Raw genomic sequence first — 20,277 nt, 5'->3', positions numbered from 1 at the left:
TAGACACATGTCACTTTCGGCACGCACGTAACAATGCAGTGACCAAACGAATTACCCCTTGATGTGACCGTCGTCTCAGTGTAGAAAGTAGGTACGGAAGCCTGGCAAGGCCAAGGTCGACCCGGAAGAGAAGGATCGATCTCCCGACCTAGGATTCCCAGCACGGACCACGGCACCCACGCGGAGCACGCCGCGACAAGGGCAGAAGCGTTGTGGGCCTGCGTAATCGCGAACAGAGACAATTCATCAGACTTCTTGGGTGAAGTCCGAGTTGGAAGCGTCGTGAAAGCGCCGAGGCCACCCACACAACCCACATTGCACGCTTGGTAACCGGAGGATCCGTGCTAACGGGCGGCGGGCCGATTCATTCGGACCGTCGCCCGTTTTTAATGTTCAGGCCAGTCTCGGTCAGCGCTTAGCGCTATCAGCGATCGATGTCGCCTCTGCCGCACCCGCCGTTAATGCCTGACAGCAGAAGATGATCCAGGCAGCGATGGCTTCGGGTGTACCTGCGGCGAACGCGGACGAAAGCTCACGGTATCTGCCGGACTGCCGCATCCACATCACCTCGGGGACACCAAGCGCGTGCGGATCCAGCCCGCGTGAGACCGTCACCAATCGGGACGCCGCGCGGGCGACCACACCATCGGCAGAACCAAAGGGATTCAGTGCCAACAGTTCCCCGTGCGTGATCGCCGCGAGAATCGGCGCGGACACCGATGTTCCACCCGATGCCAGTTGCGCCAACAACTCCAGCCGATCGGTGTCGACGCCGGGGCGCGGGCGTCCCAGAATGTCCTCGTCCGCCATGCCGGTGGCCGCCAACACATGAAGACGCGCCAATGCCTGCAGTGGAGCACGCGACCACACCGCGGTCAACTGAGTGAGCGCGTCCCCATCGAGCGCCTGACCGACCCGCAGCGCGCCGGCCAGTATCGGGTCCTCCACCGCACCATCGGCGCTCAGCTTCATCGTGCCGCCATCCAGCGCCGACGAAGACCTGGCCGCCCGCACCGCAGCCTCGGCCGCGGTCACCGGCCATCCCCGCAGATTGGCGCGGTGACGGTGCACCTTGCTCAACGCATCACGGGCGGATTCGGCAGCGTCGGATACTCCCGGCAGGGCGGCCAGCGGCGCGAGTGGATCAGTCATGGTCCACTAACGGTACTGAATGACTCGCCGCATACGAGACTCACCGCAGGGCCTTGCGCTCCTCGCGTCGGATTCGCTGCTGCTCAGGGTCGGGTACCGGAACAGCCGCCAGCAGCCGTTTGGTGTAGTCATCGGTGGGCGCGGTCAATACCTGTTTGTCAGAACCGAATTCGGCAAGACGACCGTGGTTGAGCACCGCGATGCGGCTTGCCACCAATTCGACAACTGCCAGGTCGTGGCTGATGAACAAACACGCGAACCCGTGCTCACGTTGCAGCTCGGCAAAGAGTTCGAGCACCCGGGCCTGCACCGAGACATCCAGCGCCGAGGTTGGCTCGTCGGCGATCAGCAGGGTCGGCTCCAGCGCCAGCGCCCGCGCGATGCCCACCCGCTGCCGTTGCCCTCCGGAGAGCTGGTGGGGGAACCGGTTTCGCATGTTCGCGGGCAACTGCACCTGCTCCAACAACGTCTTGACTCTGCTTTCCCGCTGGGAGCGGTCCATATCGGTGTGCAGGGTCAACGGCTCGGCGATCGACTGGCCGATGGGCCATCGCGGATTCAGCGACGATCCCGGATCCTGGAACACCACCCCCACCTTGCTCCGGATATCACGCAGCTGCTTACGGTTGGCAGTCGAAATATCCTGCCCGGCAACACAGATAGTGCCCGAAGCCACCTTGAGTAGGCCCACCGCGGCGCGTCCGATGGTGGATTTCCCGGAACCCGACTCGCCGACGAGGCCCACCACCTCCCCTCTGCCGATCGAGAAGGACACGTCGTCGATGGCCCGGAAGTTGCCACCCTTTCCCGGATACTCGATGACGGCATGTTCCACGCTCAGCGCCAGATCGGTTACCGGTAAAGATGATTCGTCAGCGTCGCCCAATGTCGCACCCAGATGCGGCACCGATGCCAGCAGCTGCTGCGTGTATGGCTGCTGCGCCCGGTGGAAGATGCTGTCGGCATCACCCTCCTCGACAACCTCACCGTCCTTCATCACCATGATGCGATCGGCCATGTCGGCGACGACACCCATATCGTGGGTGATCAGGATGATGCCGGCCTCGATTCGATGCCGTAGATCACGCATGAGATCAAGGATTTCGGCCTGCACGGTCACATCCAGCGCAGTGGTGGGCTCATCGGCGATGAGTAGCCCCGGGTCCAGCGCCAGTGCCTGCGCGATCATCGCGCGCTGACGCTGCCCTCCGGAAAGCTGATGGGGGTAATGCTTGACCCGCCGCTGGGGCTCGGGCATGTCCACCAGCTCCAGCAACTCGATGGCGCGCTCACGCGCCTGCCTGCGCGTGATCTTCTTGTGCGCATGTACGGCCTCGGCAATCTGCCAACCGATGGTGTAGACCGGGTTCAGCGCCGTCATCGGCTCCTGGAAGATGACGGCGACATCCTTGCCGCGGACCTCACGCAGTTCGTCATTGGTGGCCCCCAGCAGCTCGGCACCGTTGAGCTTGATGCTGCCCGCCACCCGCGCGGTGGACGGCAACAATGCCGGAATGGCCATGGCAGTGGTCGATTTCCCCGAGCCGGATTCACCGACGATGGCGAGCACCTCGCCCTTGGCGACCGTCAACGAGACACCCTTGACCGCCGGCACCCATTGTTTGTCTACCTCGAAGTCGACCGAGAGGTCCTCGATCTCAACCACGGAATCTGCGGGCACCGCCTACCTCCTCCGCGGATCGAGAGCATCTCGGAGGGCGTCACCAACCATGATGAAGCCGAGCACGGCGGCCGAGAGGAACAAGGCCGGAACGATGACCAGCCTCGGCGTGGTGGCGAAACGGGATTGTCCATCGTTGATCTGAAGTCCCCACGAAATCTCTGGCAGCTCTAGCCCGATGCCCATATAGGTCAGCGTGGCCTCCGCCGCGATGAAGCTGCCCACCGCGATGGTGGCGTACACCAGCACGGGCGCCAGCGCATTGGGAAGTATGTGCCGCAGTAGGATTCGCCATGTCGGCGCTCCCAGCGCGATGGCGGCCTGAACGTAGTCGCTCTGTTTGATGGTCATCACACTGGATCGCACCAGCCGCATCGAGGTCATCCAGCCGAACACGATCAGCGCGCCCGCGACGCTCCACACCGTCCGATGACCGACGACGGACAGCAGGATCATGCCACCCAAAATCGTTGGGATACCGTAGAAGACATCGGTCAACCGGGACAGCGTGGAGTCGGCGAAACCGCCGAAGTACCCCGCCAGCGCCCCGACGAGGACACCGATGATCAGCACGCCCACCATCGCGATCAGGCCGATCGTCAGCGACACTCGCGCCCCATAGACCACGTTGGCGTAATAGTCGCATCCTTGTAGGTCGGTACCCAGCCAGTGCGCCGCGCTGATCCCCTTGCGCGCCTGATAGAGGTCGCAGGCCCGAGGGTCCTTTCCGAAGGTGAACAACTGCGGGACCAACGCCATCAGGACCAAAATCGTCAGCAGGATCGACCCGGTGATGAAGAAGCCACTGCGCCGCAGGTACTTCCAGGCATTTCCCCAAAGATCCGCCTGCTCCACCAACGACTCGGCGGCGGCATCAGGGCCCGAGACCGGGCCAGGGGCATGGATGGGGTCACTCATAGCGAATCCTCGGATCCAGCAGCGCGTACAAGATGTCGACGACGAGATTGAAGAAGATGTAGAAGAAGACGATCAGCGTCAGGATGCTCACCACGACGGCGCCCTCCTGGTTGCGCACCGCATCGAATGTCGCCCTCCCCAACCCAGGGATGTTGAACACCGACTCGGTGACGACCGCGCCCGCCAGCAGCGCACCCACGTCGGCACCGATGAATGTGACGACGGGAATCAGGCTGTTACGCAGGGTGTGCCGCAACAGAATGCGTGATTCGGAGATGCCCTTGGCACGGGCGGTCCGGACAAAGTCGGCATCCATGGTCTCCAACATCGAGGTTCGGGTGAGCCGAGCCACATAGGCCATGGACAACGAGGCCAGCACCAGCCCCGGCAGCAGGAAGCTGTACCAGCCGTCCCGGATTCCGGCGATCGGGAACCAGCCGAGCTTGAAGCCGAACAGGTACTGCGCCAGGAAGCCCAGCACGAACACGGGCATCGAGACCAGCAGCGTCGTGGTGACAAGAACAAGGTTGTCGTAGAACGATCCCCGGCGCACCGCACACAGCACTCCGGCGGTGATGCCGATGATCGTCTCGAATGCCACGGCCACCACCGTGAGCCTCAACGTCACCGGCAGGCGTTGTGAAACAGTTTGTGCGACAGGGCGTTCCTGGAAATCTGTACCGAAGTCACCATGCAGGAAGCCCACGATGTACTTGCCGTAGCGCACCAGGAACGGATCATTGAGATGAAAGCGCTCCCGTAGTTGAGCCATGACCTCGGGGGTGAACGGACGGTCGCCCGCCAACGCCCGAATGGGATCACCCGGTAGCGCGTACACCAGGGAATAGATGAGCAGCGACGTGCCTATGAGCACCGGAATGGCCAGCAACAGCCGCTTCACCACATAACGAAACAAGCCCGCGTTCCGCCAAAGCCGCCGAACGTCCAGCACATCATCGAGCCACGGAACCGGGAGTGCACGCTCCACTCCCCGCCTATCAACCCTTTCGTTGATCAGCGATCGCGGCCACTTGCGTCCGGTCATTGCACGACCTCCACATCGGCGTACTCGATGCAGTCCTGGATGCTGATCTTGACGTTGCTCACCCGCTTGGAATGCACCGCCTGATTGACCTCATAGAACAGCGGTGCGGCCGGAAGGTCCTTGAACAACAGGTCTTCTGCCTTCTGATACGCCTTGGTGGCCAGCTCCACGGTCGGCTGGTTGTTCCCCTGCCGCAGCAGTTCGTCGAACGCCGGATTGCTGTAGAACACGTAATTGGAACCCGCCGGTGGCAGCGCCACCGTGCCGTACAACGACTCCAGGAAGTTGTAGATCGACGGGTAGTCCATCACCCAGCCGGAACGGAACGGCCCCGTCATCCCCTTGCTGTCCTGCAACGGCAGGAACTGCGACCACGGCAGGCTCTTGAGGATGTAGGGCACTTTCAGGTTGGACTGCAACTGGTTTCCGATGGCCTGCACCCACGACAGCGCTCCGGTGCTCGATGAGCTGTACCACAGCTCAATGGGCTTGCTCCTGTCGAAATGAGCGTCATCGAGCAGTTTGTTGGCCTCATCGACGTGCAACTCGCACAGCTTTCCGCACGCCCCCTTGCGGTACCCATAGACCACCGCCGACGCGTAGGACGTAGCAGGAGTGCGGGTGCCGGAGAAAATTACCTGGGTGATCGCCTCACGGTCGATGGCCATCGAAATCGCCTGGCGCACACGTACATCCTTGTACCGCGGGTCGTACATCGGGAACCCCAGCGAGGTGATGTCCGGGCGGGGCCGCTCCAGGAAGGCTGACCCGAATTCGGCCCGGGCGTTCTCGTAGGCGGAGTCGGGCAGATCGAGCTGAATGTCGAGGGCACCGGCCTGCATATCGGTGTACGCGGTCAGGCCCTCGGTGTAGACCCGCCAGATCAAGCCCTTGGACTTGGCCTTCTTCGGACCGGCGTACTGGTCGTAACGGCTCAGCGTGAACCCGATGCCACGCACCCAGTCGCCGTCGGCCTTGAAGGGGCCATTGCCGATGGGGTGCACGCCGAACTTGGCCGGATCCCGATAAAAGGCCTTAGGCAGCGGCAGGAAAGCGGTGTATCCCAAGGTCATCGGGTAGATGGCGAACGGAGTGTTGAGCCGGACGGTAAATGTCACGTCATCCACGACGTGCAGTCCGCGCATCTGGGTGGCCCGCGGTGGGATCTTGTTCTTCGGATCTCCCTGGAGATCACCGAACCCGTCGACATTGGCTAGGAAACTCGAGGAGCCCTGGGCGTTGGTGCTCAAGGCGGTGTAGTTCCAGGCATCCACGTAGGACTGGGCGGTCACTGGTTCGCCGTTATGGAACGTCCATCCCGGCTTGAGCTTGATCGTCCAATTGACGTTGTCGTGGCTGGTGATCGATTCGGCCACGCCGGTGTATTCCACCTCCGCGGTGTCGTTGTTGAACTCGACTAGCGCGGTAAATAGCGAGCGCAGGATCCGACCACCCTGATTCTCGGTGGTGTTTCCCGGGACCAGGGTGTGCTCGGGTTCGGTGATGTACATGCTGAAGTACCCCGGGGGGGCCGGAGTCACCAGGTCACCGCAGCCGGTGGGCAGCAGCGCGACAATGCCGACGAGCAACGCGACGGCCAGTCGGCGAAACCGCATCCTCACCCTGCCCTTCGGTAGCTGAAATAGGTAGGACGAACCATAGGCGGGTAACACGCCGATGTCTCTTCATCGACACACCGCCACGCCCGGATCTGAACGACGGCCTCAATTACTTCGCGGTAACCGGGGCCGCCCACTAGGCTTTCGGGCGGACCCGTCTAGGGCAGAAAGGCCAGATCAGATGACTGAAATCAGCACCGAGCCGGATCGCTACCCGCCGTCGCCGGAGTTCGTGGCGACTGCGAACGCGACCGCCGACCTCTATCAGGCGGCCGAGGAAGATCGGCTCGGGTTCTGGGCACAGCAGGCTGGTCGGCTGCACTGGAGCGAGCCTTTCGGCGACGTACTCGACTGGTCCGATGCACCGTTCGCGAAGTGGTTCGTCGGCGGCAAGCTCAATGTCGCCTACAACTGCGTCGATCGGCACGTGGAGGCCGGCAATGGTGATCGGGTCGCCATCCACTGGGAGGGCGAGCCCGGCGACACCCGCACCATCACCTACGCCGAGCTGCTGGCTCAGGTCAGCCAGGCGGCCAACTATCTGACCAAGCTCGGCCTGGTTTCTGGTGACCGGGTCGCCATCTACATGCCCATGCTGCCCGAGGCGATCGTGGCGATGCTGGCGTGTGCGCGGCTGGGGCTGATGCATTCGGTGGTGTTCGCGGGATTCTCCGCCGCGGCACTGCGGGCGCGCATCGACGACGCCGAGGCCAAGCTGGTCATCACCTCCGACGGCCAATGGCGGCGCGGCGCCGCGGCCCCACTGAAGGCCGCTGTGGACGAAGCGCTGGGCGGCGAGCCGAGTTCCGTCGAACATGTTCTGGTGGTGCGCCGCACCGAGATTCCCGTCGACTGGACCCAGGAACGCGACCTGTGGTGGCACGAGACGGTCGCTCACGCCGATACCACCCACACGCCCGAATCCTTTGATTCCGAGCATCCGCTGTTCCTGCTGTACACCTCGGGAACGACCGGAAAGCCCAAGGGCATCGTGCACACCTCGGGCGGCTTCCTGACGCAGACCTCGTACACACACTTCAACATCTTCGACCTCAAGCCCGAGACCGACGTGTACTGGTGCACAGCCGATATCGGCTGGGTCACCGGCCACACCTATATCGTCTACGGCCCACTGTCCAACGGCGCCACCCAGGTGGTCTACGAGGGCACACCCACTTCGCCGAACGAGCATCGGCATTTCGAGATCATCGAAAAGTACGGTGTCACTATCTATTACATCGCTCCCACGCTGGTGCGCACGTTCATGAAGTGGGGACGCGACATCCCGTTCGCGCACGACCTGTCCAGCCTGCGACTGCTGGGCAGCGTCGGTGAGCCGATCAACCCGGAGGCATGGCGCTGGTACCGCGAGGTCATCGGCGGCAACCGCACCCCCATCGTGGACACCTGGTGGCAGACAGAGACCGGCTCGGCGATGATCTCCCCGCTGCCCGGTGTCACCGACACCAAGCCTGGTTCGGCGATGCGCGCACTACCCGGTATCTCCGCGAAAATCGTTGATGACGACGGGAATCGACTGGAGCCGGCCAGCGGCGATGAACCGGTCACCGGGTACCTGGTGCTCGATCAGCCGTGGCCGTCCATGCTGCGCGGTATCTGGGGCGACCCAGAGCGGTTCAAGGAGACCTACTGGTCCCGTTATGCCGAGAAGGGCTGGTACTTCGCCGGAGACGGTGCACGCTACGACAGCGACGGCGCCATCTGGGTGTTGGGGCGCATCGATGACGTCATGAACATCTCCGGCCACCGAATCTCGACTGCCGAAGTGGAATCCGCGCTCGTCGGACATGACGGTGTCGCCGAGGCCGCCGTCGTCGGCGCCTCCGACGAGACGACGGGGCAGGCCATCGTGGCGTTCGTGATTCTCAAGGCCAGTCACACCGTCGAGGGCGATGAGCTCGTCTCACACCTGAAAGCTCAGGTGTCCAAGGAGATCTCGCCCATCGCCAAGCCGCGCGAGATTCACGTGGTACCCGAGCTGCCCAAGACCCGCAGCGGCAAGATCATGCGGCGGCTGCTGCGCGATGTGGCCGAGGGACGCGAGCTGGGCGACACCTCGACGCTGGTCGACCCGAGCGTCTTCGAGGCGATCAGAGCCAGCAAGTAGCGCCGTGAGCTAGCCGACCGGGGTGAAACCCACTCCGGCGGTGCGGTTCTTAGCGTTGATATCGGCCAGCACGGTGTTGATCGAGTACGTGGTGGTCGGCGTGTGCAGCGGGATGTACTTGATGACGCACACCGGCAGCTTGGTAGCGGCGCCGTGGATCATCCCCACCAGCTGTCCGTTCACCGTGACCGGCGCACCCGAGTCCCCGGGTTGTCCGCAGACCTGATTGATAAAGGTGCCGGGCTCGGCTCCGGCTCCAAAGGTCACGCCGCACGAGTTACCGGTGGTGCGGCCCAGCTTGCACGCGATGTCACCGGGCTGCGGATCCGGTCCGATTCCGGTGATGGCGAACCCCTTGTAGGTGGACACCGGCTGCACCTTTTCCGGATCGAACTGGATGGTGGCGTAGTCGTACTGCTCGTTACCGTTGACGAACTTTCCGACCACACCCTTCTTGGGAAAGTCCTCGGAGGCCACCTGCGAACCGGCACCACCACAGTGAGCCGAGGTGAAGCCCACCAGATTGCCCTTGTTGTCGTGGCCGATCGTCGTCAGCGTGCAGAGGGTGTCACCGTTGATGATGAGCCCGGACCCGCCGCCCATGGGCACCTTGTCATCGGCTCCGGCGGCGGGAGCCGCGCCAGCCGGAATCGTGGCCACGACGAGGCCAAACAGTGCGATCAGGACCGGCAATCCGTACCGCATATGCCGTCCAAATGACCTCATGTCGCGCAGCCTCTCTCATTCCGGCCGCATCTCTCCCCCGTCGGCCATGCCTGACACCATTCTAAACAAGATTCACACTGGTCACTTCTGTCACAGTGCTATCGATTGGGTAACGACGCCCCAGGCCAGACGCGCCGCAGCCCTGACGCCACCGACGTGGCAACATAGGCCGCACGACATCACACCGGACCCGCAAGGGACACGGAGGGAGCACAGTGAGCAGCCCTGGAAGCCGCAACTACCGCACGGACAGCAATGGTGTTCCGATCACCGTCGCCGCCATTCCGCTGTCCGATCCGAACGCGACCGGCACCGGAGAACCCACCATCGGCAATCTCGTCCGTGATGCCACCACCCAGGTCTCCGCTCTGGTGCGTGCTGAGGTGGAATTGGCCCGCGCCGAGGTCGTCCGGGACGTCAAGAAGGGTGTCGCGGGCAGTATCTTCTTCATCGCGGCTCTCGTCGTCCTGTTCTACTCGACGTTCTTCTTCTTCTTTTTCGCCGCGGAGATCCTCAAGATCTGGCTGCCCGCCTGGGCGGCGTACCTGATCATCTTCGCCGCCATGGTGTTCGTCGCCATCCTCGCGGTACTGATCGGTTTCCTCCAGGTCAGACGAATCCGAGGACCACGCGACACCATCGCCTCCGTCAAGGAAACACGGACCGTGTTCACCTCACGCGACGATGAGGCTCCTGCACTGACCAAGTCGGCTAAGCCCGCAGACCCGTCGGGCTGGTAGCCCACTGAAGTCGGCTCGACACCGACGCATCCATGCTGTTCGACCAGACGGCACGTCACCCCGACCCATCCGTGGTCCGCATCGTCGGCCCGTGGCGCCATTTTGACGTACACGCCAACGGCATTCGGTTCCATGTGGTGGAAGCCGATGCTCCTCACACACCAACCGTGGCCGTCACCAGCAGGCCACTCGTATTGCTGCTGCATGGGTTCGGGTCCTTCTGGTGGTCGTGGCGGCATCAGCTTCGCGAGCTGACAGATGCCCGCGTGGTGGCGGTCGATCTCCGCGGCTACGGGGGCAGCGACAAACCGCCACGCGGGTACGACGGATGGACGCTGGCCGGGGATACCGCCGGGCTGATCCGTGCCCTGGGGCACACGTCGGCCACGCTGGTCGGGCATGCCGAGGGCGGACTGGTCTGCTGGGCCACCGCGAACCTGCATCCACGCCTCGTCGATGCCATCGCGGTGGTGAGCTCGCCGCACCCGATCGCCCTGCGCACCGCCACATTCCGCAGAACCGGGCAGGGAGGCGCGCTATTGCCGTCCCTGATGCGCTACCAGCTGCCCATCCTTCCCGAGCGCACCCTGACACGTCATCGAGGTGCCGAGCTGGAACGTCTGGTGCGCTTGCGGGCGGGCGAGCATTGGACCACCACCGACGATTTCGCCGAGACCATCCAGCAGCTGCGCACCGCGATCGCCATCCCCGGGGTGGCCCATTGCGCGCTGGAGTATCAGCGCTGGGCGGTGCGTAGCCAGTTGCGCAGCGAGGGTTGGCGTTTCATGAGGTCAATGAACCGTGAACTATCCGTCCCGGTACTTCACATGCGCGGCGACAGCGATCCGTATGTGCTCGCCGACCCGGTGCACCGATCACTGTCCTTCGCGCCCCACGGCCAATTCGTCGAGCTGCGCGGGGTAGGACATTACGGCCACGAGGAAGACCCCGGCACCGTCAACGAGCACCTAGGGAGCTTTATTGGGCGCCGGTGACTGCGGTCCGCTGACGGGCTGCGGTGACTTGTTGGCCTCCGGCGCGGAGATGCAACTGCCGGTGGCGACGGGCTCGGAGAGCTCGGCCTTGGCGAGCTGATCTTTGACCTGCTTGGCGGTCAGCGCGAAGCCGGTGTCGTCATCATCGATCGCCGCCCCGAAGACCACACCGAGCACACGCCCCTCCGTGTCGATCAACGGACCACCCGAATTGCCCTGTAGCACCGAGCCCCTGACGGTGTACACCTCGCGTGTGACCGTGGTGGACCGGTAGATGTCCGGGCCGTTCAGCTCGATGATCTCCCGGACCCGCGCCGGTGTCGCCTTGTAGTTCCCGCCACCCGGGTAGCCCAGCACGATGGCGTCGTCCCCGGTCTTGGCCGGTTTGGGCGCGAAGACCAGCGGCGTGGCCGGCATATCCGGAACCGCGAGGATCGAGATATCGGCATTGGGGTCGTAGGCCACCACGGTGGCATCGAACGTCTGCCCGGCCGACTCGACGGTGACGCTGTTCGTGCCGGCCACCACGTGCGCATTCGACATCACCCGGTGCGGGGCGATGACGAATCCGGTTCCCTCAAGCGACTTCTGGCAGCTGCGGGCAATGCCTTTGATCTTCACAACGCTCGGCTCGGCGCCCCGCACCACCGGACCGTCCACCAACGTTGAATCCGGGGCGTCGACGGCCGCGATGGGGGTCTTACCGAACGGCTGCAACACACCGGTCACACCCGAGGTGTCCAGCAGCTTCGACAGGTCGTTGGGTACCTTGCGGAGTTGGTCCGGGGCGTACTTGTCGACCTGGCTGAGAACCCTCGATTCACGAGCTGCCGCAGAGATATTCGGCTGATTGGAGCTCTGCATCGGAATCGACAGCAGCCATGCGGCCACCAGCACGGCGGCCACCTGCAGCACCACTCCCACCACCGAATCGCCGGCGCGCAGCGCCCGATTCTTGATGGCACCACGCATGGCCCGGCCCAGCACCACACCCGCCACCTCGCCGATGACCACCAACACCAGGATCAGCAGCAGCGAGGCGAACAACCGGGTACGTGCCCCGTCCAGGTTGCCCACCACATGCGGGGCCAGCATCACGCCGGCTACCGCGCCCAGGATCACCCCGACGAATGACATCAAGGAACCCAGTGCGCCGGAACGCCATCCGGACACCGCGGCAATGAACGCGACGGCGATGACGCCGATATCGAGCCACTGTGATGGATTCAGATTCATACCGACCCTCCCAGGTGCTCGGCCAGCAGCTCATCAAGATCACGAAGGTTACGAGTGTCCCATGGCTGTGCCCAGCCGGACACCTCCAACATCGCCGAGATGATCTGCCCGGTGAAGCCCCACACCAGCATCCCCGGCAACAAGAAGGCCGGGCCACTGTAACGAATACCAAATGTCTTCTTAGTCACCATGATTCGATTCGCCGGGTCCACCAGGTCACCGATCTTCACCCGTGACACCCCGGCGGTCTCGCCCGGATCGACGGCAAGAACCTGTCCCGGGTCGGGCGAGTAGGCAAGCACCGGAGAGACGTGGAAGCCGGATGGCGGGATGAACAGCGGCTCCATGACCGTCAGCGGCTGCACGCGAACCGGGTCCAGCCCCGTCTCCTCCTGCGCCTCACGCAATGCGGTTCCCACCGGCCCTGCGTCACCGGGATCGGTAGCACCGCCAGGGAAGGACACCTGACCGCTGTGCTGACGCAAGGTCGATGCGCGCACCGTCAGCAACAAATCCGCCTCGGTGGGGTCGGTCACCGCCTGGTCGGCGGACACCAGCACCAGCACCGCCGCCGGGCGCCCGGAAGAGGGCAGCTTGCGCGCCCGCAGTACCGCCTTGATCGCGGGGTGCACGCCACGGCCGTAGATGTCCTTGACACCCGCGGCGTTGTCCACCAGCGGTCGCATCCAGTCTGGAGCGGCACCGGGCGTCAGTGGCGCGGTCGCCAATCCTCTTCGCGTAAGCGGCTCATCGGCAGTCACGACCTAGAACCTCACTCCCAACGCTTGTTCCACCTCGGCACCGATCTCATCCGCCGAAGTGAACGAACGCGGTAGCACTCGGGCAACGCTACCGTCCGCTCGAATCAAAATGGTCGTGGGCATGACATTCGGTGACTTCAGCGCGGCGGCGATACGCCGGGCCCCGTCCTGGATCATCGGCAGCCTGACGTGTAGCTCGGCGAGCTTGGCCAGCCCGGCCGCCTCGTTCTCGTCTTGATGCACCGTGACGACGGTGAGCTTGTTGCCCGCGCGGCGCTGCAGCTCGGCCATCGCCGGCAGCTCATCGGCACAGGGACCGCACCAGTAGGCCCACAGGTTCAGCACCACCTGCCGCCCGGCGAGGACGGGACCGACCGGAACCCTGGACCCGCTGCATTCCAGCGTTATCCCGGCCAGTTCGCGCATCCCCGGCGCACTGCCGGCGTTGGGGCATGGCGGCAGTTGCGCCTGGCTGAACAGTTCCGCGAGAGCTTCCGGGGTGTCGGCGTCCCGGCGTTCGCGGGCGGCGACAGGATCCTGCCCTTGCGGCGCGTGCCGCCGCTGATCGTGTTGCTGCGACAACATGACGGCGATCAGCGCCGCGACCAGCACCATCCCCACGATCGTCCACCGCGCCCCGGTGCTGAGCCGAGACACGTCACAACCCGGCCAAGGCCAGCAGGTGCTCGGTTTCCGGCCCCTTCACCAGCGGCGCGGCCAGCTCGGGATCTGTGGGGCCCAGTCCGTACGACGGGCAGTCCTTGGCCAGTACACAGACACCGCATGCGGGCTTGCGGGCATGACATACGCGCCGACCGTGGAAGATCACCCGGTGGCTGAGCAGGGTCCATTCCTTGCGTTCAATCAGCTCTCCGACGATGTGCTCGACCTTGACCGGATCTTCTTCCTCGGTCCAGCGCCAGCGTCGCACCAGTCGCCCGAAATGCGTGTCGACGGTGATGCCCGGGATGTCAAAGGCGTTGCCCAGGACAACATTCGCCGTCTTGCGACCGATACCGGGGAGGGTGACCAGATCCTTCAGCCGCGGCGGCACCTCACCGCCGTATCGCTCCACCAGCTGGGTGCCCAGCCCGATGATCGAGTTCGCCTTGTTCCGGTAGAAGCCGGTGCTGCGGATCATCTCTTCGAGTTCGGTCCGGTTGGCTCCCGCGTAGTCCTCCGCGGTGCGGTACTTGGCGAACAACGCGGGCGTCACCATGTTGACCCGGACGTCGGTGCATTGCGCCGACAAAATGGTCGCGACCGCCAATTCCAGCGGGTTGGTGAAGTCGAGCTCGCAGTAGACGTGTGGAAATGCTTGCGCCAGAGTGCGATTCATTCGCCGCGCCCGACGGACCAATCCCGTGTGCGTCTCGGGCTTCCAGGTTCGGGCCGGAGCTGGCGTCTTTACCGTCGATTTCGCTCTGGGCTTAGAGGCCGATCCGGTCAGTGACACAAGCCCAGGGTAGCGGGAGCTGAGGACACGGGAGGGGCGAGCGTGCCCACCGATTACACCCCTGCGCAGGACAAACCGGTTGTTTTTCGTGACCTCGTCGAGATCTTGGGCGTGTTTACTTCAGCCCGTGTCGGGCCTATTCGGTTTGTTGGTACCCGGACTTCTCATGCTTGCCAGCCTTGGGCTCGGGAAGCTGGAAGCCGGGTTGATGCGGCATACCTTGCAGCCGAGCGAGGTCGCCGATTTCCTGGACCAAGCCAGTCCTTCGGATATGAATCGCCTCGCGCGCGACGGCATGCCGTCAGCAATCGAGGACTTGCACCGGCGGCAATTGCAGCGCATCGAGCCGTCCTTGGAGGCGGTGTATGAGGCCACCACAAACGGCTACAACCAGCCACGAATCAACGGTTCAACGATGAATCGCCTGCGTGAAGAGGGTGTGTCCTCGATGCGCTCGCGGCATTCGGTGGTGGATTCACTGCGTGCCGGTGGCGCAGCGGTGTAGCTTGGATCACGTTCTTTAGCGACTTGGCCTCTAGACTCATGTCGAGTAGGCCAGCGCAAGCATGACTAACGAATTTGGGTAAGGGGCAAACGTGGACGAGATCCTGGCCAGGGCCGGAATCTTCCAGGGTGTCGAACCGAGTGCCATCTCGGCGCTGACCAAGCAGCTGCAGCCGGTTGACTTTCCGCGCGGGCACACGGTGTTCGCCGAGGGCGAGCCTGGCGACCGTCTGTACATCATCATCACCGGCAAGGTGAAGATCGGACGCCGGTCACCCGACGGCCGTGAGAACCTGCTGACGATCATGGGTCCGTCGGACATGTTCGGTGAGCTGTCGATCTTCGACCCCGGACCCCGGACGTCAAGCGCCACCACCATCACCGAGGTGCGCGCTGTGTCGATGGACCGGGACGCGTTGCGCGCCTGGATCGCCGACCGTCCGGAGATCGCCGAGCAGCTACTGCGCGTGCTGGCTCGCCGCCTGCGCCGCACCAACAACAATCTGGCCGATTTGATCTTCACGGATGTGCCCGGTCGCGTGGCCAAGCAGCTGCTGCAGCTGGCCCAGCGGTTCGGTACCCAGGAGGGCGGCGCGCTGCGCGTGACGCACGACCTGACACAGGAAGAGATCGCTCAGCTGGTGGGTGCATCCCGCGAGACCGTGAACAAGGCGCTGGCCGACTTCGCGCACCGCGGCTGGATCCGGCTGGAGGGCAAGAGCGTCTTGATCTCCGACTCGGAGCGGCTGGCTCGCCGCGCGCGCTAGTTTCTGCGCGCGTCAGCGTGACGCGCTCAACGCCACCACCGCGACGCACACCAGCGTGAGCACCGCGCCGGCTTGTTGAATCCGGCTGAGCCGCTCATGAAGCACCACGCGGGCGATGAGCACCGTCACCACCGGGTACAGCGAGGACAGCACCGCCGCGATGCCGAGGCTTCCGTGCGCTGAGGCGTACGTGAACAACAGAATCGCGGAGGTGTCGAGCACACCGGCGAAGGGCACCGCCCCGAACGGCGGGCGCAGATTGGCCCGCAGGTTCTTCCAGCTGAATGCCCCGAGCACCGCGATCAGCGTTACCTCGGTCGCGCGGGAAACCACGACCGCCTCAACCGGGTGGTACCTGCCGGCCTCGGCCAGCAGGATCATGCAGACACCGAACATCACCATGCAGAAGAACGACCAGATGAGCACCTGTCTGCCCGGGCGTTGCCCGTCCAGCCCCTGTGAAGCGGAGGCCAGCATGACGCCCACAAGGGTGCCCGCCAGCCCCAGATAGGTCAATCCCGACAGCGACTGCCCGATCATGGCGCCCCAGAGGACTGGCACCACCGCACCCACCGCCGCGATGGGCGAGACGACGCCCATCGGTCCGATGGCAAGTGCGCGATACAACGCGTAAAGCGCCGTGAAAGCCGCTGGGCCGGAAAGCATTCCCAGCAGCGTGCGGCCGTCGAAATGCGATGAGGACGTGACCAGCGCAACCAGGCTCACCACGGCAAGGCCGACGGGCCGGCTCAGTGCCAGTACCGCGAGAGTGGAACGTCGCTTGCTCGCGTGCCCGCCGATGAAGTCGCTGATGCCCCAGCTGAGCGAGCCCGTGAGGGCCAATGGGATGGTGTTCACCGCTGGCTAGACGGCGCGCAGGTAGTCCAGCTGCGCCTGCACCGACCATTCCGCGGCGCCCCACAGCGACGGGTCCACATCCGTATAGACGAATTCGACGACCTGCCGAGCCGAGGCATCCTCACCGAGTGCGGCTAGCGCCCCGCGCACCTGGTCGAGGCGCTGCTCGCGGTGTGCCAGATACTCGGCCGATATCGCCGACAAGTCACCCAACTCCGGACCGTGGCCGGGCAGCACGGTGCGCTTGCCCAGGCCCTCAAGACGTTTCAGCGACTCCAGGTAGTCACCGAGGCCTCCGCCGTCCTGCGCGATGACGGTTGTACCCCGCCCGAGGATGGTGTCGGCCGTCAGCACCGCGTCGTCAAGAACGAAGGACACCGAGTCGTCGCTATGCCCGGGTGTTGCGAGCACCGAGATGGACAAGCCCGCGACGTCGATGTGCTCGCCGTCGGTCAGGGCCACCGAAGCGCCGCGCAGCCAGGCCGGGTCCGCCGCGCGCACCGGCGCACCGGTCAGTTCGACCAGCCTGTCGACGCCGCCGGTGTGATCGAAGTGCCGATGGCTCACCAGAATCAGTGCCACCTTGCCGATTTTCGCCAGCTCCTCGACGTGTACGTCGGGGTCACCGGTGGCGACACCCGGGCCAGGGTCGACGATGACGATCTCATCGCTGCTCGGGGCGCGCAGCACCCAGGTGTTGGTGCCTTCCAGCGTCATCATCCCCGGGTTGTTGGCCAGCAGCACCGAAGCGGTTTCGGTGACCGGACGCAGCTGCCCGTAGGCGGGATGGGTCATCAGGCGGATGCTTCCGCTGTGACCTCCACGATGATCTCCACCTCCACCGGGGCGTTGATCGGCAGCTCCGCGACCCCCACAGCCGAGCGCGCGTGCACACCTGCGTCTCCGAACACCTCACCCAGCAGCTCCGATGCCCCGTTCACCACGCCGGGCTGACCGGTGAAACCCGATGCCGATGCGACGAATCCGACGACCTTGACCACCTTCACGACGTTGTCGATCCCGACAAGTGCGTCCACTGCGGCGACGGCGTTGAGAGCAGAGATGCGGGCCAGGGCCTTGGCGTCCTCCGGGGACACCTCGGCGCCGACCTTTCCGGCGGTGACCAGACTGCCGTCCACGATGGGCAGCTGTCCGGAGGTGTAGACGTGGTTGCCGCTGCGCACCGCGGGCTGGTACGCCGCCAGGGGCGCGGCGACGGCGGGCAGCTCGATTCCCAGCTCGGCCAGCCGGGCGCTATGCGTGCTCACTTCGACCTCTTCAGGTAGGCGACATGCTGTTCACCAGTGGGCCCCGGCAGCACACTCACCAGCTCCCAGCCATCGCTTCCCCACTGGTCCAGGATCTGTTTGGTGGCGTGTGTCAACAGCGGGACGGTGGCGTACTCCCATACGGTGCGTTCGGTCATACACGCAACCCTAGACAAGCACAGACGTTCTGACATCGACTCGATCGTGGACAGTTAGCATGCGTGCGTGGTGAACACTTCCCCTGACGACGACGCAGGGACCTCAGCCAACGCCTGGCCCGCGCGAGTCGCGAATGCGCGACTGCACTTTGTGACCGGCAAGGGCGGGACTGGAAAGTCCACCATCGCCGCGGCCCTGGCCCTGGCGCTCGCCGCGGGCGGCCGCAAGGTGCTGCTGGTCGAGGTCGAAAACCGGCAGGGCATCGCCCAGCTTTTCGACGTACCTCCGCTGGCGCCCAAGGAACTCAAGATCGCCACCGCCGAGGGCGGCGGAGCGGTGAACGCGCTCGCTGTGGAGATCGAGACGGCGTTCATGGAGTACCTCGAGATGTTTTACAACCTCGGCCTGGCTGGGCGTGCGATGAAGCGCATCGGCGCCATCGAGTTCGCGACCACGATTGCGCCGGGTCTGCGCGATGTCATCCTCACCGGAAAGATCAAGGAATGCATCGTCCGCGTCGACAAGTCCGGACGGCATGTGTACGACGCCGTCGTGGTCGACGCCCCGCCCACCGGCCGGATCGCCCGCTTCCTCGATGTGACGTCGGCGCTGTCCGATATCGCCAAGGGCGGACCCATTCACTCGCAGTCCGAGGGGGTGCGCAAGCTGCTGCACTCGGATCAGACGGCCATCCACCTGGTGACTCTGCTTGAGGCTCTGCCCATGCAGGAGACCGCCGAGGCCATTGCCGAACTGAGCGGGATGGGCCTACCGATCGGCAGTGTCATCGTCAACCGAACCGTGGTGCCGCATCTGTCGCCGGCAGATCTGGACAAGGCCGCCGAAGGTGTCATTGACGCCGACGCGGTTCGTAAAGCGTTGGCCGATAACAACGTAACCATCTCCGACGCTGACTTCGCCGGTCTGCTCACCGAGACCATCGAGCACGCGACCCGGATGCGGGCACGGGCCGAGAGCGAGGAACTGCTCGGCGAGTTGCAGATACCGCGACTGGAATTGCCCTCCCTGGCCGACGGCGTCGACCTGGGCAGCCTCTACGAATTGGCCGAGAGCCTGGCCGAGCAGGGAGTCCGATGAGCAACACACCTGCCGTCTTGGACATGGCAGCCATCCTCGAAGACCGCAAGAACCGCGTCGTGGTCTGCTGCGGGGCCGGTGGTGTCGGCAAGACCACCACGGCCGCTTCGGTCGCGCTACGGGCCGCGGAGTACGGCCGCACCGTTGTGGTGCTGACCATCGACCCGGCCCGCCGGTTGGCGCAATCGCTGGGCATCGAAGCGCTCGGCAACACCCCGCAGCAGGTACACATCGAGGGCATCAAGGGCGAGCTGTACGCGATGATGCTGGACATGCGTCGCACCTTCGACGAGTTGGTGGTCCAGCACGCGGGATCCGATCGCGCACAATCGATTCTGGACAACAAGTTCTATCAGACCGTCGCCACCTCCATGTCGGGCACACAGGAGTACATGGCTATGGAGAAGCTCGGACAGCTTCTCCATGAAGACAAATGGGATCTGATCGTGGTGGATACCCCGCCGTCACGTAACGCACTGGACTTCCTGGACGCACCAAAGCGGTTGGGCAGCTTCATGGATGGACGTCTCTGGAAGATGCTGCTGGGCTCCAGCCGCGGCTTGGGCCGGATCGTCACGGGAGCCGTCGGACTGGCGATGAAAGCGCTGTCGACGGTCCTCGGATCGCAATTACTTTCCGACGCTTCAATGTTCGTGCAATCTCTCGACTCCACGTTCGGAGGATTCCGCGAGAAGGCTGACCGCACCTATGAGCTGCTGCGCCGACGCAGCACCCAGTTCGTCGTGGTGTCGGCCGCCGAACCCGATGCGTTGCGTGAGGCCACCTTCTTCGTCGAGCGGCTGACCCAGGAGGGCATGCCGCTGGCCGGCCTCATCCTCAACCGCACTCATCCCACGCTGTCGACCCTGACCGTCGAGCGCGCCGTCGATGTCGCGGACAACCTCGAAGAGTCGGGCGAGTACAGCCTGCCGGCGGCGGTGCTGCGGGTTCATGCCGAGCGCGCGGCCACCGCCAAGCGGGAGATCCGGCTGCTGTCGCGGTTTACGAGCGCCAATCCCACGGTTCCGATCGTCGGGGTGCCTTCACTCCCGTTCGACGTGTCCGACGTGGATGCGCTGCGCGCCATCGCCGATCAGATCACCGGCGTCGCCTCTTAACCCCAGATACACGTCGAGTGTCGACTTCTCGGGCGGAAGTTCAGGAGA

Annotated in this window: 21 protein-coding genes; 7 read left to right on the top strand and 14 right to left on the bottom strand. The window is 64.4% G+C overall.

All coding sequences use genetic code 11. The features are described 5' to 3' along the window. Positions 1–408: 408 nt before the first annotated feature. From HBA99_RS02125 to HBA99_RS02105, 5 genes are read right to left on the bottom strand one after another with little or no spacing between them, the layout of a single operon-like run. Positions 409–1,152 carry a Fic family protein gene (locus HBA99_RS02125; RefSeq protein WP_030095889.1) on the bottom strand — a complete coding sequence of 248 codons (744 nt, stop codon included), beginning with the start codon at positions 1,150–1,152 and terminating at the stop codon, positions 409–411. Between the two features lie 40 nt (positions 1,153–1,192). Continuing rightward, positions 1,193–2,818 (bottom strand): ABC transporter ATP-binding protein, encoded by a 1,626-nt coding sequence (locus HBA99_RS02120; RefSeq protein ID WP_070923402.1) that lies wholly within the window; start codon positions 2,816–2,818, stop codon positions 1,193–1,195. Positions 2,819–2,836: 18 nt separating this feature from the next. Next, positions 2,837–3,751, bottom strand: coding sequence for an ABC transporter permease (locus tag HBA99_RS02115; protein WP_046252334.1), 915 nt, complete (start codon positions 3,749–3,751; stop codon positions 2,837–2,839). Continuing rightward, a complete protein-coding gene (locus HBA99_RS02110; protein WP_412457863.1) occupies positions 3,744–4,796 on the bottom strand; it encodes an ABC transporter permease in 1,053 nt (350 codons plus the stop codon). Before HBA99_RS02110 ends, HBA99_RS02115 begins: the two co-directional genes overlap by 8 nt. Then, positions 4,793–6,412 (bottom strand): peptide ABC transporter substrate-binding protein, encoded by a 1,620-nt coding sequence (locus HBA99_RS02105; protein WP_070923344.1) that lies wholly within the window; start codon positions 6,410–6,412, stop codon positions 4,793–4,795. The genes HBA99_RS02110 and HBA99_RS02105 overlap by 4 nt, the downstream gene beginning before the upstream one ends. A gap of 184 nt (positions 6,413–6,596) precedes the next feature. On the opposite strand from HBA99_RS02105, the gene acs reads away from it, so the two are divergent. Then, positions 6,597–8,543 (top strand): acetate--CoA ligase, encoded by a 1,947-nt coding sequence (gene acs / locus HBA99_RS02100; protein WP_070951633.1) that lies wholly within the window; start codon positions 6,597–6,599, stop codon positions 8,541–8,543. A 9-nt stretch (positions 8,544–8,552) separates the two neighbouring features. On the opposite strand, the gene HBA99_RS02095 is transcribed toward acs, so the two are convergent. Beyond that, complete coding sequence (locus HBA99_RS02095) at positions 8,553–9,248, bottom strand: chymotrypsin family serine protease (RefSeq protein WP_057967173.1); 696 nt, start codon at positions 9,246–9,248, stop codon at positions 8,553–8,555. Positions 9,249–9,484: 236 nt separating this feature from the next. Here HBA99_RS02095 and HBA99_RS02090 point away from each other — a divergent pair, with 236 nt between their 5' ends. Together HBA99_RS02090 and HBA99_RS02085 are read left to right on the top strand one after the other, a co-directional pair. Then, positions 9,485–10,009: a phage holin family protein gene (locus HBA99_RS02090; RefSeq protein WP_070951634.1), complete on the top strand. Its 525-nt coding sequence runs from the start codon at positions 9,485–9,487 to the stop codon at positions 10,007–10,009. 32 nt (positions 10,010–10,041) lie between these two features. After that, a complete protein-coding gene (locus HBA99_RS02085; protein ID WP_070951635.1) occupies positions 10,042–11,004 on the top strand; it encodes an alpha/beta fold hydrolase in 963 nt (320 codons plus the stop codon). Here HBA99_RS02085 and marP read toward each other — a convergent pair. The 4 genes from marP to nth are packed head-to-tail and all read right to left on the bottom strand — an operon-like array spanning position 10,978 to position 14,451. After that, positions 10,978–12,240 (bottom strand): acid resistance serine protease MarP, encoded by a 1,263-nt coding sequence (marP, locus tag HBA99_RS02080; RefSeq protein ID WP_030095898.1) that lies wholly within the window; start codon positions 12,238–12,240, stop codon positions 10,978–10,980. The genes HBA99_RS02085 and marP overlap by 27 nt on opposite strands. Further along, the gene (locus HBA99_RS02075) at positions 12,237–13,001 is read right to left on the bottom strand and encodes an NUDIX hydrolase (protein ID WP_030095899.1); all 765 of its coding nucleotides are present in this window, start codon (positions 12,999–13,001) and stop codon (positions 12,237–12,239) included. Before HBA99_RS02075 ends, marP begins: the two co-directional genes overlap by 4 nt. Before the next feature lie 3 nt (positions 13,002–13,004). Continuing rightward, complete coding sequence (locus HBA99_RS02070) at positions 13,005–13,658, bottom strand: TlpA family protein disulfide reductase (protein ID WP_030095900.1); 654 nt, start codon at positions 13,656–13,658, stop codon at positions 13,005–13,007. Position 13,659: 1 nt separating this feature from the next. Further along, positions 13,660–14,451 (bottom strand): endonuclease III, encoded by a 792-nt coding sequence (gene nth / locus HBA99_RS02065; protein ID WP_199340053.1) that lies wholly within the window; start codon positions 14,449–14,451, stop codon positions 13,660–13,662. Positions 14,452–14,623: 172 nt separating this feature from the next. On the opposite strand from nth, the gene HBA99_RS02060 reads away from it, so the two are divergent. Both HBA99_RS02060 and crp read left to right on the top strand, forming a co-directional pair. Next, the gene (locus HBA99_RS02060) at positions 14,624–14,962 is read left to right on the top strand and encodes a hypothetical protein (RefSeq protein WP_030095902.1); all 339 of its coding nucleotides are present in this window, start codon (positions 14,624–14,626) and stop codon (positions 14,960–14,962) included. A 91-nt stretch (positions 14,963–15,053) separates the two neighbouring features. Next, positions 15,054–15,728 (top strand): cAMP-activated global transcriptional regulator CRP, encoded by a 675-nt coding sequence (gene crp / locus HBA99_RS02055; RefSeq protein ID WP_030095903.1) that lies wholly within the window; start codon positions 15,054–15,056, stop codon positions 15,726–15,728. 12 nt (positions 15,729–15,740) lie between these two features. On the opposite strand, the gene HBA99_RS02050 is transcribed toward crp, so the two are convergent. The 4 genes from HBA99_RS02050 to HBA99_RS02035 are packed head-to-tail and all read right to left on the bottom strand — an operon-like array spanning position 15,741 to position 18,012. Then, the gene (locus HBA99_RS02050) at positions 15,741–16,586 is read right to left on the bottom strand and encodes a DMT family transporter (protein ID WP_030095904.1); all 846 of its coding nucleotides are present in this window, start codon (positions 16,584–16,586) and stop codon (positions 15,741–15,743) included. A 6-nt stretch (positions 16,587–16,592) separates the two neighbouring features. Then, positions 16,593–17,381, bottom strand: coding sequence for an MBL fold metallo-hydrolase (locus tag HBA99_RS02045; RefSeq protein ID WP_070923343.1), 789 nt, complete (start codon positions 17,379–17,381; stop codon positions 16,593–16,595). Next, complete coding sequence (locus HBA99_RS02040) at positions 17,381–17,854, bottom strand: RidA family protein (RefSeq protein WP_030095906.1); 474 nt, start codon at positions 17,852–17,854, stop codon at positions 17,381–17,383. Before HBA99_RS02040 ends, HBA99_RS02045 begins: the two co-directional genes overlap by 1 nt. Next, positions 17,851–18,012 carry a Sp36 family protein gene (locus tag HBA99_RS02035; RefSeq protein ID WP_044104864.1) on the bottom strand — a complete coding sequence of 54 codons (162 nt, stop codon included), beginning with the start codon at positions 18,010–18,012 and terminating at the stop codon, positions 17,851–17,853. Before HBA99_RS02035 ends, HBA99_RS02040 begins: the two co-directional genes overlap by 4 nt. Before the next feature lie 70 nt (positions 18,013–18,082). On the opposite strand from HBA99_RS02035, the gene bagA reads away from it, so the two are divergent. Then, positions 18,083–19,111 (top strand): ATPase BagA, encoded by a 1,029-nt coding sequence (bagA, locus tag HBA99_RS02030; RefSeq protein ID WP_044104955.1) that lies wholly within the window; start codon positions 18,083–18,085, stop codon positions 19,109–19,111. Further along, positions 19,108–20,229, top strand: a complete 1,122-nt coding sequence (gene bagB / locus HBA99_RS02025) for an ATPase BagB (RefSeq protein ID WP_030095908.1) — start codon at positions 19,108–19,110, stop codon at positions 20,227–20,229. Before bagA ends, bagB begins: the two co-directional genes overlap by 4 nt. The last annotated feature ends 48 nt before the right edge of the window (positions 20,230–20,277 follow it).

This window comes from Mycobacteroides chelonae, assembly GCF_016767715.1.
Taxonomy (GTDB): Bacteria; Actinomycetota; Actinomycetes; order Mycobacteriales; family Mycobacteriaceae; genus Mycobacterium; species Mycobacterium gwanakae.
The sequence above is the reverse complement of the archived record's forward strand: the minus strand, read 5'-3'. Positions and strand labels throughout refer to the sequence as shown.